Origin of the sequence: Francisella sp. Scap27, assembly GCF_013394105.1 — a bacterium.
In the GTDB taxonomy this organism is placed as follows: domain Bacteria; phylum Pseudomonadota; class Gammaproteobacteria; order Francisellales; family Francisellaceae; genus Francisella; species Francisella adeliensis.
In genome coordinates, this window is the sequence record NZ_CP041326.1 from 1,124,868 (window position 1) to 1,141,459 (window position 16,592).

The window sequence follows — 16,592 nt, forward strand, 5'->3', positions numbered from 1 at the left end:
TTTGAAAAGCTAATATTCTTTTAATTCACTTTCTAATGACATATGTCCCGTATCATTATATCTTAAAGATATTGATCCATTATTATATGTATCAAGAACTTTAACACCCTCGCCTTTTAAAATCTTAAAATATCTATTGCCCATAGATTTATTACCATTATAAATATAGTAATCAGGCTTTAAACCAACTAATAAAGCTTTAGATATGTCTAAACTTGAAACGAGTATCTTTGGCTTTAACATTCTCATATACAACGCTTTAAACTTCAATTGCTGAGATTTCTTCATATCACTAAGAACCAAAATTTCATTATTATGTGAAATAATTGAAATATTACAACTACTCTCTAGTCCAGAAAACCTAAGCTCTGATTTCCCTAAACTGAAATTTTCACCATAGCTACAAGATTTATCTCGATTAGCAAAATCTATATTTGAGATAACACTTTCAATTGGGACAATATTTTTTAAAAGCTCTAAACTTACCTTTTCTTTTGCTTTGCCAGATATTACTAAATTATCTACCTGTTTAATATTATGATACGTAAGATAGCCTTGTATGATATTTTCTAAGGTATAACTATCTGTTAAAGCTTCTGTAGGCAAATAAAGTAGATTCTGATCATCATCTTGGATAAGTACGATGTTATAGCGACTATCAAAAACATGTAGATCAAAACTATCATATTCATCTATAGCATTCTCACCTTGTTGAAAAAATACCAGACACAACGCCAAGCCTAATAATTTCAATGGCCTTCCTAATGGTAATATTACTAACGAAATACCTATCAATACTATAATCAAGCTAGCGAATGAAAAATAAGTCCAATATTCAATCAAACCAACATTGCTTACCAAAAAGTTTAAATAACCCATTAAAGCATTTAATAAAAAACCTGGCAAAAACCAAATACTTATACCAACAAAAGAACATACTAAACTCAATAGCAATAAGGGTACTATAAGTAAGCTCACTAAAGGTATTGCTACTAAATTTGCGATAAATGATACTATTGAAAAACCTTCAAAGAAATACACCGAAATTGGTATAAGAAATATTGTTAAATAAAGCTGTGCTGAGAAATTTAATACTAGTTTTGATTTATATTGCTGAAGTGCTATCGCAGTCATCACCAAGAAGAATACTGCTGAGAAACTCAACCATAAACTACTACTATAGACACTTCGCCAATCCATGAAAATAATTATCATAAATGCTATAACTAATGAGCGAGTGATTGGCACTCTCTTCTTAGCTAGCCAAAATATCCCCACAACCAGAACCATAATTACAGCTCGTTGAGTTGGTAAGCTAAAACCTGCTATTAAACTATATAAGAATGCTGTAAATATCGAAAATATAACAGCTATATATTGCGCTGGTATCTTACGACATAAACGAGGAGATAAAGACCATAAAATTCGAGCTATTACAAAAGCTATCAATGCAAGCAATCCAATATGTAAGCCTGAAATCACCATCAAATGTGAAGTCCCTGAATCTATAAAAAGCTGTTTCTCTTGCTCACTAAAACTTTTTTCACCTATAAGTAAAGCTAACATCATTGGTTTTACTTTATAGTTTGCTAAAATATTATCAAGATAATTTGCTAGATTATAATGAAGCCTTTTAGGTAGATAGCTAAGAGCTGTCCCGAAATAATCTATCTTTGAATCTGCAACAACTCTTCCTACAGCGACAATACTCTTATGCTCCAAAAATTCTGTATAATTGAAAGCATTCGCATTGTCAAATTCATGAGGCTTAATAATTTTAGTTATAAGTTGTAGCTTATTCGCTGGAATGATATATTTTGAATAACTCTTATCTGCCCTTAGTAAAAACTTACCATATTTTGAAGTGTAAAAATCAAACTCTAATTGAGCACCCTCTTTAACTGGTGATGAAGCAACAGTTCCATTTAAAATCATATTTTGCCCATATTTAAAGGACTCAATATCTTGATGAGAATCACATGATGTAATGCTTAAAATTAAACTGAAGAATAAAACCACTCGAAGTAAAAAAATCATTTTAAATATTGCATTTTAGTAAGTATATTAAAAGCCTAATAACTAATTGGCTTGATGTTGCTTAGCAAAATCAACACCTTTAGTCTCTGGCATTTTCCATAACAGAACAAATAAAAATATGGTAAGTACTATCAGATAGTAACTAGCACCGAATGCGCCAAACATAAAAATAAACAAGCTAGCCACTAGAGGCGTTGTACCACCGAATATTGCATTACTAATATTATAGCCTGTTGCTACACCACTAAAACGTACATTAGTTGGAAACAGTTCATTGATAAGCGTAACAAAAGTTGCCGTAGCTCCGGATATTAAAACCATTAGTAGTGATAATGCTACCCCCATCAATACGATATTACCCGTAGTCAATGTCATAAATGTTGGGTACACCAATATTGCAATCAATCCTGCATTTGTAAGTAGTACTGGCTTACGTCCAATTTTATCAGCAAGACGTCCCCAAAAAGGGGCTGCCCACGCATAGCAAAATGATGCTATAGCGATTAACCACATAACTGTGTTGTAGTTTAATGATAAATCTTTCTCCATATATGTTGGCATAAAGCCCATAATCATATAGTACGCAACACCTAAGTAACCTGCCAAACAAAAAACTATAAATATCTGATATGTATATTGTTTTATAACTACAAATATTGGTGTTTCAAGAATTTGACCCGCCTCCTTTACTTCTTCAAAATGCTTTGACTCATCCTGAATAAACTGAGCAACTAAAGCTACTAGTGAAAAACAAACCCCTATTCCATAAGCAATTCTCCAACCAAAATCATGCATTTGTTTATCGGTATATACTGAAGTTAAAACAACCATTATCACAACAGCAAATAAACAACCATTACCTTCAAGGAAAGTTCCCATAGACGTTACACTTGCCCTATTTGTATGATCAGCCTGTTCACTTAGAGTCGCTATAACACCATTGTATTCACCACCGATAGAAAAACCTTGTATTAGCCTTGCAAACAGTATCATTAATACAGATAAAACTCCTCCACTAGTATAGTTTGGGGTAAGAGTTACAATAAGCATTGATATACTCATCATAGCTACTGTTATTATAAGGATTTTTCTTCTGCCTATCTTATCACCAAGGTTTCCAAAAAACATTCCTCCCAAAGGGCGCATAACATACCCTGTTGCAAATAACCCAAATGTCGAAATTATCTGCTCAGTTGAGCTCATAGTATCTGGAAAGAAAGCTTGTGAAATATAAATAATACACAGTGAAAAAAGGGTGAAATCGAAATATTCAGTACTAGTTGCTAAACCAGCACAGATTATATTTTTTGTTTTGATACCTTTAAAGAGCATTTTAGATTGAAAGAAAGTTTTTCATGATAGAGAGGTTATACTGTTTATTAAATAGATTTACAAGGTTTGTTAAAATTATTCCTTCATTTTCTAATCAAAAAATCACTCAAACAAGTTGAAACTTCTTCTATATCTATTAAGAGTCTTTTTTACCTAACTACCATTCCTTTAACTATACTTATTTATTTTAAAATATGAATATTGAGTATAAAACTTCATAAACTCTTTAGTATCTCTGCTAGGGCTTTTACTCTAACCTTAAGTATATTGTTGTGATTACTAATAGTCTCATTTTTTGAAGAATTTGACTGAGTATAAACAAGTATAGTAATACTACTTGTTAGGCAAATATTTGAGCCATTACACTTTGTAAGAAAATCTGAATGCAGAATAAACCAATCATTACTAAAATTGGTGAAAAATCAAATCCTGAACGAGGCTTTATGATATTTCTTGCTCTTGCTAACAATGGTTCTGTAAGCTGATGTATAACCATAAGAACTGGATTATACCCTCCTTGTGAGAACCAACTAGCGATAGCTCTAATTAAAATCAGATACACATACATATTTATAATTGCAAAAACAATATCTAAAAATGGTTTCACAAATACAACTATTTCATTGAAACCTATCCCATTGATTAAACATAAAATCAAATTTTGAATCACAAACACAAAATAAGCTGCAACTATACATGCCCAATCTAAACCTAAGAAACCAGGCACAACTTTTCTAAAAAGTAGCACTATAGGATTTGTAGCTTTCATTACAAGTTGACAGACTGGATTATAAAAATCTGCTTTAACCCATTGTAAGAAAAACCTTATCAACAAAATAAAAGCATACAACCCAAATACCAGGTTTACTAAGAAATCACCGACATTAACTAAACCACTTAACATACTTATCTCCTATGTATTAGATTTAATATAATCTAGCCCAGATGTGATAGCTTCAACTTGAGCAATTGTACATTCTTCTGAATTTGTTTTAGGACTATCAGGGTATACTTCTGTTGTAGTAGTGTATTCAGAATCAGTAAATGACATACACAATTTTTCTTTAGCTGAGTCACATTTCATAAAACCATCAGCAATAGTATCATCGCCTAACACTTTTGAATCAGGATCATTAGGTGCTATATGTGTGATTTTTGATACAGCATCTACTATATGTTTTTGGAACTCTGGATATTCTTTATCTTGGTTTGCAACAAGATAAAAACCATCTGGTACTGTCCACTCACCTATTGTAATACCCTCTCTTGCTGCTAAAGCTGGTCTAAACTCACTATCATCAGTGTCTGTAGTTTCATGCAGGTCTATGTGCATTTTAAAATCAATATCCAAAGAAAATACATACTGCATAGCTAAAGTAGCTTCATTGCAATAACTTTCTAAAAAGAATGATCTGTTTGGGTCAATAGCATCAGGGTTCCAACGATTAATAGTCTCATACCCCCACGGGCTTAGACATGGTAAAATAACTATATTAAAATCTTTTGCATAATCTAGTGCTTTAGTTTCAGCGAATCTTATTGCCCCTTGCACACCACTAGTCTCGTAGCCATGCACGCCACCTGTTACTAATATACTAGGTTTTGAGTTATCCCAATTTTTTGTTTTTATTGCATATAAACCATATTCGCCTACTGAATAATCAAGTGAGCCATACATCTCAATATCAAACTTATCTTTTAATGCTAATATTTTATTTAGAGCTTCTTCTTTATAAGATCTTTTTTTTGATTGCTCAGCTAACCATTGTTGCTTTTCTACATCTGTCCATTTTTGACCTGAAGTTCCAATGTGATAATCGCCCATTTTAATAACCTTAGTTATTTAGTAAATTAGAGATATTCTAACATATATGCGAACGCTCTTCATATCAAACTTACAGGTAAACACTAAACTAAGACCTTAATCAGCTTATTGTTTTATTTTCAAAGACTTAGCATAACTTCTTACAAAAACTGCTCCTATAATAATATTTACCGCAACATATAATGTTTGTTGAAAATAGAAGTAATAGCCATCACCATATTGCAACATAAAGGAAATTACTGGTAAAACAAGAATTAACTGCCCTATGGCTAGAAACAACAAACCCGCTCTATAATTTAACCCAACTAAAATTAGACCATACACAAATAAAATATCTTGTACTGTCATCAAGCTAGTAAGTAAAATTGAACCTCGCATATTAACAGCTATAAAGTCATACGACATTAAACTAATTAGACCATATATAATAATAAACCCAACAAGTCCAAGAGTTAATTTATTGATATTAGCTGACTTGCAAGGCTCTAAGTTACTTGATTTAAATGTATTTAGTAATCCAAAAATAGCCACTAGCAAATAGATTACACTTTCTGTTAAGACATACGAGTAATATCCTTTTGGTAGCTCATATAAACCATAATTAAGGTATTCTCTTATGAAAGGTGTGATATAGGCAACAACCAGAAATATCCACGCTATTTTTTTATTCTTAAATAAAAATAGTGCAAATACTAAAACAAATATAACAGATAAATCTAAGAGGACATCTTGGTACATAAAATCTCTCGTTAATTTATATTTTGATATATTATAACTGGGAAACTTGATTGAGGCAATTTTTTGATGGCTGGGCTAGCAGGATTCGAACCTGCGCATGACGGGATCAAAACCCGTTGCCTTACCGCTTGGCGATAGCCCAACTAAATCTAACTGAAAAGTTAGTAGACATAGTTTAATGTCTTGACCATCCATTTGTCAAGAGATTTATCAATTTTTGTAGCAACTTCTTCAAGGTAAGTCTTATCATCAGACAGTAAATAAAAGCACGATCCTGTCCCGGTCATTATAATGTTTTTATCAAGCGAAGCTATATACTCCCTAAATTCAGGATATAATGAATAAAACACTTGCTCAAAACTATTACTCATAGTTGTGCGATCAAGTGACGCTTCTCTTGATAAAAGTGTTGTATGCTTTACAAGTTCTTTTGATGTAAAGAACTCTTTTGTGCTTATATGAATATCAGGTTTTAGCAATAGCGCATAAGCTTCTTTAAAATCTTTATCATGTAATATATCTCCGATACCCTCTGCCCATGCAGATCTACCGTATAAGAATATTGGTACATCAGCACCAAGCTTAGCTCCTAAGTGAAGCATGTCTGCATTTGCAAGATTTGGCCTATAATAGTCCCTCATTGCGATGAGTGTAGTCGCTGCATTTGAGCTACCTCCACCAAGACCTGCTCCCATTGGGATATTTTTCTCTACAAACACATCCACACCTACACTAGCTAAATTGTATTCTGCTTGAAAGAGCCTTATCGCTTTATAGACAAGATTATCCTCTTTTGAGGATATTGCTACGTTGCTAGTGATTGAAACTTTATCAGAACTAGTGAAATCAAATGTTAGCTGGTCTTTTAAATCTATAAATGTAAACCAAGTTTGCAGGTTATGATAACCATCATCACGTTTATTTAAAACATGCAAAAAAAGATTAATTTTTGCATAACTGTTGTAGATACTTTGTTTTTGTATAGTTTTTATATTCATTTACTTAGCTATAGCCCATGATTTAACTATAATCTTCAGATACAAACCATCTCTAGTCATCTTTATTTTAGTTGGTAGAGGGTATTCTCCATCAAATAGCTTATAACCACTATAGTCTATTTCCCAGCCTCGCTCTAATAATACCTCGGTAAGATTATTATCATCAATCTGCCTGTTAGTATCTTTATCTGACATAGGTATCGCTTTTATCCAGCTTTTAAGCCCCTCAACCGGAACATACCAGCCTAGCTGTTGCACCATAAGACTTTTAACATCATCTGCTTGCGTTTCTTCACCTTTATTATCAATAAATAATACCTTGTCACTATTACCTTTAATCTCAATACTACCAATACCTAAAGGCCCATATAGCTTAATACTAAAATCATTACCATCTTGACTGTATACATAACTTGCAGAATCTGCTTTACCATTATATCTAATACCAATTACGCCACTAGCAGTCCATTTATCTAATTTTCGTAATTTAACCTCTAAAGTAGCCATATCAAATCTCTTCGACTTCCTTATCTCAGTCGTACTACTTGAGCTTAAAGTCTGACATCCGTTTAGAAAAATCAGTATCGTCACTAAAATTCCGTAACTAGCTATCCGCTTTATATTTATTCTTATTTTTGACATAATTTTTAGCATTCTCAATGATAAATGTTTTTTCTTCTTCTTTGATTGGGCGAATCTTTTTTACTGGTGAACCCATATACATAAAACCCGATTCAAGTACTTTACCAGGAGGAACTAAACTTCCAGCTCCTACAAAGGCCCAAGGCTCAACTATAGCTCCATCTAGAACTATAGAACCCATACCTATCATAGTATTATCTTTAATGTCACAGCCATGTAGTATCACTCCATGACCTATAGTTACATTATCACCTATTGTTAGAGCAAAACCCTTGCCAGAGCCCTTAGGGTGCTCAGTGGTATGCAAAGTGCTACAGTCTTGAACATTAGTAGCTTTGCCAATGATTATTGGTAATAAATCACCTCTCACACTAACCTGTGGCCATACAGAGGAATCTTCTGCTAAAGTTACATCTCCTATAACTGCAGCTGACTCGTCTATATATGCAGTGATGTTAATATTTGGTTTTCTACCGTTAAATTCTCTTATACATCTAGACATAATTGCTCTTTATTTGTATCTTTAAACCCTTCTCTTAGTGACACCAAAGCATATGTCTCTAACCTAATTTTCTTTCCAGCAACAAAAGGCTCTGCATAACCATCATTATCAATCGTGAAAAGAGGTATAGCACTTTCATTATCCGCAAAGAAATTTTCCAAAGTATAATTTGGCGTAATATTAGTGCTTCTAATTTTTGCACCATCATTCATTTTTTCAATCAACATATTAAAATCAACACCAACCTCAAATAAAAGAGTAGCTAAATTAGATTCCATGGAACCTATACCCTTATAACTTTCTTGCTGGATATTTCTAAGCACATATACACTTCTTGAACCAAACTCATGCTTATATTTCATAGCGGATACAGCATTTATATATTCACTAGTAGACAATCCAAGCATAGCCCCTAATCCAATTAAATTAATGTTCCAATCAGCATGGGCGGATACAGGACTACCATAATAAGTGTTCAGACCCAACTGACGGCATTGCTGAACATTCTTCCAAGATGAATCTGTAATAACAACCTCGATATCATTTTTAACAAAGACTGCAGCGAGTTCTCGTGCAAACTTATTACCACCGACGATAAGAAAACCTTTACCTTCTGGTTCTGTAACACCTAGCATCTTAGATATTGCAGGAGCAAATATACTTTGAAATACGACTGTAAATACAATTATCATAAAGACAAAAAATACTAGAGTATTAGCTTCGCTATGAAGCTCCGGGTGTGCTTTTGTGATTTTCACTGCAACTAATGCAGCTACCGATGCTGCAACTATTCCTCGCGGATATACCATCCCCATAATAAATCTTTCAGCAAAAGATGTTTTTGAAAATGAAGCACACAAAAATACTACTAATGGTCTCAAGATAAATTGTAAAAATAAAAAAACCTCTATTAATGAAAACCAGTAATCTTTAAACAAACTAAAGTCTATTTCAGCACTAAGGACAATAAACAATACAGAAATAATAACTATACTCAGGTTTTCTTTGAATGAAACAATATCAGACATTTGTATATCTTTCATATTAGCCATTACAAGACCTGCTACTGTTACCATAAGAAGGCCTGCTCCATGAGTAGCAGAATCAGCTATAATAAAACCTACAACAATTACTGCTAAAGCAAAGAAACTTTTGAGGTACTCTGGAATGTAGTTCCTTCTGAAACAAAGGCCTATAAGATACCCAAAAATAACACCAGCCATTGTCCCAAGAACACATACAAATATTATATATACAGAGAAAAGACTAGCTCCGTTATTTACACTTTCGAAATTATCGCCAATAACAAACCATGTAAGCATAAAAACTACAACTAATGCTCCTACGGGGTCAACGATAATAGCTTCCCACTTAAGAATATTTGCAACATGTCTTTTAGGTCTAATTGTTCTCATTAGAGGTGGCACAACTGTTGGCCCACTAACACAGGTTATCCCGCCTATTAATAAAGAAAGTTGGCCATCTAAACCAATAACTGAATTACAGAACCATGCTGTAAGAGTTATCGTTAAAGCAAGCCCTAGAGTCGTTAATAATATAACCACAATGCCAACATTTTTTATCTTTTTAAAATTTAGTGACAAGCTGCCTTCAAATAAAATTATCGCGACACATATAGAAACAAAAGGTGATAACGCTTGCCCAAATATTATTCCACCGTCAACTAATTTTAAGCCATCAGGTAAAACAACCTCTGATAATGGCCCAAGTATAATACCTGATAAGATAAGAAACAATATCGATGGAAGTTTAAGCCTCCAGGATAAATACTGCGAGACTATCGCAGAGAAAAGAATTAATCCAGCAGCTAACAATATGTAATTTGAAGAGTGAATGAAGAGATCAATTCCTTCATTTAAATTACTAACCAAAATAATAATCCATAATCTATAAGAACTGCTTTAAATCTTATCTTATAGTAAGTTTTTTATCAATCTATTAAACAGTATTGAGTTATAACAAAGAGTATTAATTTAGAGGGGTAATCAGTCTAAAAGATTTAGATTACATTAGTAACTTGAGAAAGGACTCCGATTAGAATCATTGGCATTATACCTAAAAACAAAAGTACTAAACCGTTTACACTTAAAGCAATTAATGATGTAAGAGGAGGATTTACAGTTTCATCATTTTCAGGCTCATCAAAATACATTGTTCTTATAACTCTTACATAGTAGAAAGATGCTATAACTGCCATAAACAATACAAAACAAGCTAGAGTGTAGTTAGTATCATTGATTAGACCCATCACTACAAATAGCTTTGCAATAAAACCACCAAATGGAGGTATGCCAGCCATTGAGAACAGTACTATAAGCAGTATAAATGCTAACCATGGGTTTTTACTATTAAACCCCTTTAAGTCTTTTAAATCTTGTACTTCATAGCCGCCAACACTTATTGCTGTAAGTACACCAAAAGCTGCTAACGCTGTAAATACATAAACAATCAGGTAAAAACTAGCTGTAGTAAGAGCATACTCTTGTGGATGTAGCGTTGTTGCTAAAAGAACAAAACCAACTTGTGATACAGTTGAATAACCTAGAAGTCTTTTGATATTTGTTTGCGACAATGCAACTAAACTACCAAAGAATATTGACATGATACCAATAACTCTGAACAAATAAATCCAGGAATCTTTAAGTGAAGGAAAACCTACAAAAAGTATATTAACAAGCATTGCAAAAGCTGCAACTTTTGGAATGGTTGCAACAATGTTCGCTACAGCATTTGGAGCTCCTTCATATACATCAGGTAGCCACATATTAAAAGGTGCTGCACCTAACTTAAATAAGAATGTAGCACACATCATTACCAAACATATTAGCAAGAACTTATGCTCTATAGTTGCAAAGCTATGTGTAGATAAATACTTCGCAATATCTGTAATATCAAGCTCGCCAGTTATTCCATAAACAAATGACATACCAAATAATAATAATGCTGAGGCAATTGCTCCTAATACAAAATACTTAATAGAAGCTTCAAGACCTTTACTAGAGTCTCTATGTATAGCTATCAAGGCATACATTGGTAATGATAAAAGCTCTAAACCAATATAAATCGTTATCAAACTGTGAGCCGCTGTAAGAACCATAGCACCCAATACGCAAAGCATCAGCAATGTATAAAAATCGCCATCAGATATTTTTCTATCTTTCACATATTCTCTTGAATATAGAGCCACAAACAATGATAGTACAAGTATCACTAACTGTAGTGTATACGCAAACCCACTAAATACCACTTGCCCTTCAAATACTGAACCACTATTTTGTAAAAAATAATCCTTAGCAAAGGTCGCAACCAGTGCAAGCACCACAAATAATTGAAAGAAAATATAGTTAATATTTCTAATCTTTCCTTGCAAAAACAATCCAGAAAACATTATAACTATAACGCCTATAGCTAGTAGTATTTCCGGTAAAATATAAAGAATTGATAAACTCATAATCTAAAACACCATCCTATAGAGATAAACCAACAATATGTGCCGAAGCTGCTGATGAAAGCTGCAAAATCGGCTCAGGATAAAGACCAAACACTAATGTTGGCACCGCTAGTATCATAAATACTAATAATTCCATTTTATTTAAATCCGTTAGTGAAGAGACTTTACTAGAAGTTACCTCTCCAAAGAAGACTCTTTTATACATCCATAGCGTATAAATTGGTGCTATAACTAAAGTTAATCCAGCTATTAAAGCAATTAATGGCGAGTACTGAAAAACTGCCAATAAGATCATAAACTCACCAACAAAACCACTTGTACCTGGTAAACCAACATTGGCCATACAGAATAGTAAGAAAAATGCTGCAAAAATTGGCATTGTCTTCGCTACACCTGAAAAATCAGCTATTTCACGAGTATTCATTCTTAAATATAAGAAACCTATACCTATAAACATACCACCAGATGAAAACGCATGTGCAATCATCTGAAACACTGCTCCTTGAAGAGCCATTTGTGCATGAGTTGTGCCTAAAACAGGGTCAGCATTTTTTAATATAAAGATTGAGAATAAGCCTAAAGTTACTAATCCCATATGCGAAATAGATGAATATGCAATAAGTCTTTTGACATCAGTCTGTGCTACTGCAACTACACCAACATATACTATCGCAATTAATGACATCGTAATAAGTACATATTCAAGTGACGCTGTAACCTCTGGTAGCATCGGAATTGCAAATCTCAAGAAACCGTAAGCCCCAAGCTTTAGCATAAGTGCTGCTAGAATCACTGAACCTCCAGCTGGAGCCTCTGAGTGAGCGTCTGGTAACCATGAATGAAATGGCCACATAGGAATCTTAACTGCAAATGCTAAGAAGAACGCACCAAATATTAACCATTGTGCAGAAAGTGTAAATTTAACTGTGTCTGCCAATGTACTTGAATGTGTTGCCCAAGCAATAAAGTTTTGTATTGAGTAAGTATCAATATTTACTAGTGCTGCTGGAGATGTTGCGGCGACCTTTGTTTGTAAAAATAAAATAGCCGCCAATAAAAATACTGAACCAAAAAATGTATACATAAAGTATTTTGTCGCAGCATAAGCTTTATTTTTACCACCCCAAATACCGATACCTAAACAAGTTGGGATAAGCAAAGCTTCCCAAAAAACATAATAAAGTATCGAGTCAGTCGCACAAAACACTCCATTTGTAAGACCGCAAGTGATTAGAAATATCGCCATGTATTGTCTAACTTTAACGGTAATAGAGGTCCATGCAGCAAGAACAATCACAAGTGTCGCAAATGACGTAAGTACTATAAATAATACAGAGAAACCATCAACTCCAAGACCATAATAAACACTATGTTTGCCAAATACTGTAAACCACTCTATTGATTCTTTAAATTGCATTGCCGAACTAGATGAATCAAAAGATGTGACTAGCGGAATACATAATGCTACAGTAAGAACACTAAATACTAATGCTACCCATCTAGCTGCATCACCATGCTGTTCTTTTGTTCTGGTTGCTAAAACAACAAAACCACCGACTATTGGCATCCAGATTATTAAACTTAATAAATAACTACCTAAATTCATAATATAAAATTATCCTCTCGCCTAAACCAATATCAGCAAAATCATGAATAGTAGCACACCTACTATCATCACAAATGCGTAATCAAATAAATAGCCTCGTTGTACTTTCCTAAAGTTATCACCTGTCTGGTAAATTAAATTAGAAGTACCGTGCACTACTGTTTTGTCAATTATAAATATGTCTATAGCTTTCCATAAGAATGTACTAACAAATAAGAAAATTCTCACAAAAACAACATCATAAAGGGTATCTATAAAATATTTCTTAACCAATATATGGTAGATAATACCAATACCTGAACCTTTCTTTGCTAGTGCTTTTGGTATACTTGGTAACCAAACATAAAGCACATACGATAATACCATAGCACCTAGAGCTAACCAGAAAGGTAAAGTATGCACCGAGTGTTTTATATACGAAAGCGTACTCGTCATTGCGGGCTCTGCAGCTAAGTGAGCTGTCACAGACATACCATGTAATCCTGCTTGAGCATATGAAGTAATAGTATCACCAAATAAACCATTACTTTGAGAAAGTATACTACTAAAGAAATACTGTCCAATATAAGCTGATGGAACAGCTAAAAGTATCAACGGTATAATTATTGAGATTGGCGACTCTTTAATATGAGATTTTTCTTCATCAGACATTCTTTCTTTGCCATGGAAAACAACAAAAAACATTCTAAAAATATAGAAAGAAGTTACAAAAGCACATGCAAGTACCATATAGTATGCAAACTGATGACCATATACAGTCGTATTTTGTGCAGCTTCTATTATTAAATCTTTCGAGAAGAAACCTGAGAATGGAGGTAATGCTGCTAAAGCCCAACAACCAATAAACATACATAAATACGTTATTGGCATGTATTTTTTAAGACCGCCCATTCTGCGAATATCTTGCTCATGATGCATAGCTACAATCACAGAACCAGCTGCTAAGAATAACAATGCTTTAAACATTGCGTGAGTCATCAAATGGAACATTCCAATAGAAAATGCACCAGCTCCTTGAGCAACCATCATGTAACCAAGCTGAGAAAGCGTACAATAAGCAATCACTCGCTTGATGTCTGTTTGAACTATAGCTATTAGCCCCATAAACAAACAAGTAATAGCACCTATTATAAGCACAAAGCTTAACGCTGCAGGAGACATCACAAACATTGGAGATAATCTCGCCACCATAAACACACCAGCGGTAACCATTGTTGCAGCATGTATTAATGCAGATATAGGTGTAGGGCCTTCCATAGATCCTTCAAGCCATGAATGTAGTGGAAACTGAGCAGATTTACCCATAGCACCAACAAAGAGTAGTACACACATTAGGGTTACAGGGCTAAAGCTCATTCCTAAGAAATGTATTGTTTGAGTATTATCAATACTCGATAATGAAGCAAACACTGTTGTATAGTCAACTGAACCTGTGTATAGAATCACAGCTCCAATACCTAACAAGAAACCTAAATCACCTATTCTGTTAACTAAAAATGCTCTTAGACCAGCTACTATTGCTTTTTCTCTCGTAAAGTAAAAACCAATTAGTAAATAAGAAAACAAACCTACACCTTCCCAACCAAAGAAAAGTAGTAAGAAATTATTACCCATAACTAAACAAAGCATTGCAAAAGTAAAGCCTGATATATAAGCAAAGAAACGACCATAACCATCTTCACCTTTCATATAACCTATAGAATATACGTGCACTAAAGTTGCAACAAACGTAACTATTAGCATCATATAGACAGTAATACGGTTTACAGTAAAGCCAACATCAAATGAGAACATATTAGAAATAGGTGCCCACTGATAGTAAGTTACACTATAAACATCACCATGAAATACACCATAAGCTAATACAACACTTAATACAAATGACAAGCCACAAAGCAGTATCGTAAAAAAGCTAACCCCTTCACTTTTAACTTTTTTACCAAAAAATCCAGCTATAATCGCACCTAAAGCTGGTGCTAAAATTATAGTAGCTATTAGTCCGGCAGCGATTTGATTATTTATTATCATCTACCTAACCCCTTAGTGTATTAAGTTTACTTAGATCAATAGTTTTGCGTTTTCTAAATATCGCTACAACTATAGCCAAGCCAATTGCTGTTTCAGCAGCTGCTACTGCCATAATGAAAAATACGAAAACTCCACCCATTGGCTGCTGATGCATGTTTGCAAATATCAAAAAATTAGTATTTACAGCAAGAAGCATTAATTCTATAGACATCAATAATATCAGGATATTTCTTCTATTAATGATAATCCCAGCAACACTTATCACGAATAAAATCGTACTAAAAATCAGCCCATGAGTAACTGATACCGAAATACTATTCATCTGAAACACCTCCATTAGGTATCTTAACCATTCTCAGACGATCTTTAGCTCGCACTTTAACTTGCTTAGCAGGATCAACTGTTTTATTTTCTTTTCGCTTAGCTCTTAGCGTAAGAGTAATTGCTGCTGTCATTGCTGTCACAAGAATAAAATCAACCAACTCAAATACATATAGATTACTGTTATCAAACATCGCTGAGCCAATAACTTTAAGTCCTCCAACGCCTCCTTGCATTTGATTTCCTGCAAATACATGAGTCACTGCATAACTGATAATTGTCGCAAAGATAGCACAAACAATAACAGCTGCTAAAGCATAAAAAAACCTACCAACTCTACCTTGCTTTTCAGTATGCAAATCAAGCATAAAGACCACAAACAAAAACATTACAAGCACAGCGCCAACATAAACTACAATTAGTAGTAATGCTAAATACACTTGTTGAAATATAATCCAAACACCTGCCGTAAGCACGAATGTGAATATCATTGCAATTACTGAGTTAACCGGATTACCACTTAACACTAACACTAATGCAGATATAATAGCTAGTGATGCAAAAATATAAAATAAAATATCTGTAACTGCCATACTACTACCTAAAATCCTTATCTTGCAATCTTGCTGCTGCTATTTGAGGTTCATACTTATCACCTACTGCTAGCAATTTTGCTTTAGTCATAATATTTTCACCACGCTCTTCAAAGTGGTACTCTAAAATATCAGTTTCAACAATAGAGTCAACTGGGCAAGATTCTTCACAAAAGCCACAGAAAATACACTTAAACAAATCTATCTCATAGCTAGATGTTCTTCTTGAACCATCTTCTCTCTCTGTTGATTCGATAGTAATCGCTAACGCTGGACATACTACCTCGCATAGTTTACACGCAATACATCTTTCTTCACCATTCTCATAGCGTCTAAGAGCATGAAGCCCTCTAAATCTATTTGAAATAGGTGTTTTCTCATCTGGATATTGCACCGTAACTTTTCTCGTGAAAAAATGCTTTCCTGTTACAGTTAAGCCTTTTAATAGCTCCCATAAAAGAAAGGTTTTAAAAAAATTCTTAATATTTTCCATCATAT

Annotated in this window: 15 protein-coding genes and 1 tRNA gene; all 16 read right to left on the reverse strand. The window is 33.7% G+C overall.

Annotated elements, in window-relative coordinates:
• Window positions 1-9: 9 nt before the first annotated feature.
• Window positions 10-2,037, reverse strand: a complete 2,028-nt coding sequence (locus FLM55_RS05490) for a ComEC/Rec2 family competence protein (RefSeq protein ID WP_178948380.1) — start codon at window positions 2,035-2,037, stop codon at window positions 10-12.
• Window positions 2,038-2,079: 42 nt separating this feature from the next.
• Window positions 2,080-3,369: an MFS transporter gene (locus tag FLM55_RS05495; protein WP_178948381.1), complete on the reverse strand. Its 1,290-nt coding sequence runs from the start codon at window positions 3,367-3,369 to the stop codon at window positions 2,080-2,082.
• Between the two features lie 340 nt (window positions 3,370-3,709).
• Window positions 3,710-4,273: a YggT family protein gene (locus FLM55_RS05500; protein ID WP_178948382.1), complete on the reverse strand. Its 564-nt coding sequence runs from the start codon at window positions 4,271-4,273 to the stop codon at window positions 3,710-3,712.
• A 9-nt stretch (window positions 4,274-4,282) separates the two neighbouring features.
• Complete coding sequence (locus FLM55_RS05505) at window positions 4,283-5,194, reverse strand: M14 family metallocarboxypeptidase (RefSeq protein WP_178948383.1); 912 nt, start codon at window positions 5,192-5,194, stop codon at window positions 4,283-4,285.
• A gap of 105 nt (window positions 5,195-5,299) precedes the next feature.
• Window positions 5,300-5,932 (reverse strand): hypothetical protein, encoded by a 633-nt coding sequence (locus FLM55_RS05510; protein WP_178948384.1) that lies wholly within the window; start codon window positions 5,930-5,932, stop codon window positions 5,300-5,302.
• A gap of 67 nt (window positions 5,933-5,999) precedes the next feature.
• Window positions 6,000-6,074: transfer RNA gene (locus FLM55_RS05515), tRNA-Gln, on the reverse strand.
• A 19-nt stretch (window positions 6,075-6,093) separates the two neighbouring features.
• Entirely contained in the window at window positions 6,094-6,930 is an 837-nt protein-coding gene (gene ispE, locus FLM55_RS05520) for a 4-(cytidine 5'-diphospho)-2-C-methyl-D-erythritol kinase (protein ID WP_178948385.1), read from the reverse strand.
• Window positions 6,931-7,584, reverse strand: coding sequence for a lipoprotein insertase outer membrane protein LolB (gene lolB, locus FLM55_RS05525; protein WP_178948386.1), 654 nt, complete (start codon window positions 7,582-7,584; stop codon window positions 6,931-6,933). It lies immediately after the preceding gene.
• Window positions 7,535-8,074, reverse strand: coding sequence for a gamma carbonic anhydrase family protein (locus tag FLM55_RS05530; protein WP_178948387.1), 540 nt, complete (start codon window positions 8,072-8,074; stop codon window positions 7,535-7,537). The genes lolB and FLM55_RS05530 overlap by 50 nt, the downstream gene beginning before the upstream one ends.
• Window positions 8,059-9,942: a sodium:proton antiporter gene (locus tag FLM55_RS05535; protein ID WP_178949074.1), complete on the reverse strand. Its 1,884-nt coding sequence runs from the start codon at window positions 9,940-9,942 to the stop codon at window positions 8,059-8,061. The genes FLM55_RS05530 and FLM55_RS05535 overlap by 16 nt, the downstream gene beginning before the upstream one ends.
• Before the next feature lie 152 nt (window positions 9,943-10,094).
• On the reverse strand, window positions 10,095-11,546 hold the full coding sequence (locus tag FLM55_RS05540) for an NADH-quinone oxidoreductase subunit N (protein WP_112869152.1): 1,452 nt from the start codon (window positions 11,544-11,546) through the stop codon (window positions 10,095-10,097).
• 16 nt (window positions 11,547-11,562) lie between these two features.
• On the reverse strand, window positions 11,563-13,152 hold the full coding sequence (locus FLM55_RS05545) for a NuoM family protein (RefSeq protein ID WP_178948388.1): 1,590 nt from the start codon (window positions 13,150-13,152) through the stop codon (window positions 11,563-11,565).
• A gap of 21 nt (window positions 13,153-13,173) precedes the next feature.
• The gene (nuoL, locus tag FLM55_RS05550) at window positions 13,174-15,180 is read right to left on the reverse strand and encodes an NADH-quinone oxidoreductase subunit L (RefSeq protein ID WP_178948389.1); all 2,007 of its coding nucleotides are present in this window, start codon (window positions 15,178-15,180) and stop codon (window positions 13,174-13,176) included.
• A gap of 4 nt (window positions 15,181-15,184) precedes the next feature.
• Complete coding sequence (gene nuoK, locus FLM55_RS05555) at window positions 15,185-15,517, reverse strand: NADH-quinone oxidoreductase subunit NuoK (protein ID WP_112869149.1); 333 nt, start codon at window positions 15,515-15,517, stop codon at window positions 15,185-15,187.
• Window positions 15,495-16,094: an NADH-quinone oxidoreductase subunit J gene (locus tag FLM55_RS05560; protein ID WP_178948390.1), complete on the reverse strand. Its 600-nt coding sequence runs from the start codon at window positions 16,092-16,094 to the stop codon at window positions 15,495-15,497. Before FLM55_RS05560 ends, nuoK begins: the two co-directional genes overlap by 23 nt.
• A gap of 4 nt (window positions 16,095-16,098) precedes the next feature.
• On the reverse strand, window positions 16,099-16,587 hold the full coding sequence (gene nuoI, locus FLM55_RS05565) for an NADH-quinone oxidoreductase subunit NuoI (RefSeq protein WP_178949075.1): 489 nt from the start codon (window positions 16,585-16,587) through the stop codon (window positions 16,099-16,101).
• Window positions 16,588-16,592 lie beyond the last annotated feature (5 nt).

Coding starts and splice junctions, on each gene's coding strand:
- FLM55_RS05490 (WP_178948380.1), bottom strand. CDS start 2,037: ATGATTTTTTTACTTCGAGTGGTTTTATTCTTCAGTTTAATTTTAAGC.
- FLM55_RS05495 (WP_178948381.1), bottom strand. CDS start 3,369: ATGCTCTTTAAAGGTATCAAAACAAAAAATATAATCTGTGCTGGTTTA.
- FLM55_RS05500 (WP_178948382.1), bottom strand. CDS start 4,273: ATGTTAAGTGGTTTAGTTAATGTCGGTGATTTCTTAGTAAACCTGGTA.
- FLM55_RS05505 (WP_178948383.1), bottom strand. CDS start 5,194: ATGGGCGATTATCACATTGGAACTTCAGGTCAAAAATGGACAGATGTA.
- FLM55_RS05510 (WP_178948384.1), bottom strand. CDS start 5,932: ATGTACCAAGATGTCCTCTTAGATTTATCTGTTATATTTGTTTTAGTA.
- ispE (WP_178948385.1), bottom strand. CDS start 6,930: ATGAATATAAAAACTATACAAAAACAAAGTATCTACAACAGTTATGCA.
- lolB (WP_178948386.1), bottom strand. CDS start 7,584: ATGCTAAAAATTATGTCAAAAATAAGAATAAATATAAAGCGGATAGCT.
- FLM55_RS05530 (WP_178948387.1), bottom strand. CDS start 8,074: ATGTCTAGATGTATAAGAGAATTTAACGGTAGAAAACCAAATATTAAC.
- FLM55_RS05540 (WP_112869152.1), bottom strand. CDS start 11,546: ATGAGTTTATCAATTCTTTATATTTTACCGGAAATACTACTAGCTATA.
- FLM55_RS05545 (WP_178948388.1), bottom strand. CDS start 13,152: ATGAATTTAGGTAGTTATTTATTAAGTTTAATAATCTGGATGCCAATA.
- nuoL (WP_178948389.1), bottom strand. CDS start 15,180: ATGATAATAAATAATCAAATCGCTGCCGGACTAATAGCTACTATAATT.
- nuoK (WP_112869149.1), bottom strand. CDS start 15,517: ATGGAGGTGTTTCAGATGAATAGTATTTCGGTATCAGTTACTCATGGG.
- FLM55_RS05560 (WP_178948390.1), bottom strand. CDS start 16,094: ATGGCAGTTACAGATATTTTATTTTATATTTTTGCATCACTAGCTATT.
- nuoI (WP_178949075.1), bottom strand. CDS start 16,587: ATGGAAAATATTAAGAATTTTTTTAAAACCTTTCTTTTATGGGAGCTA.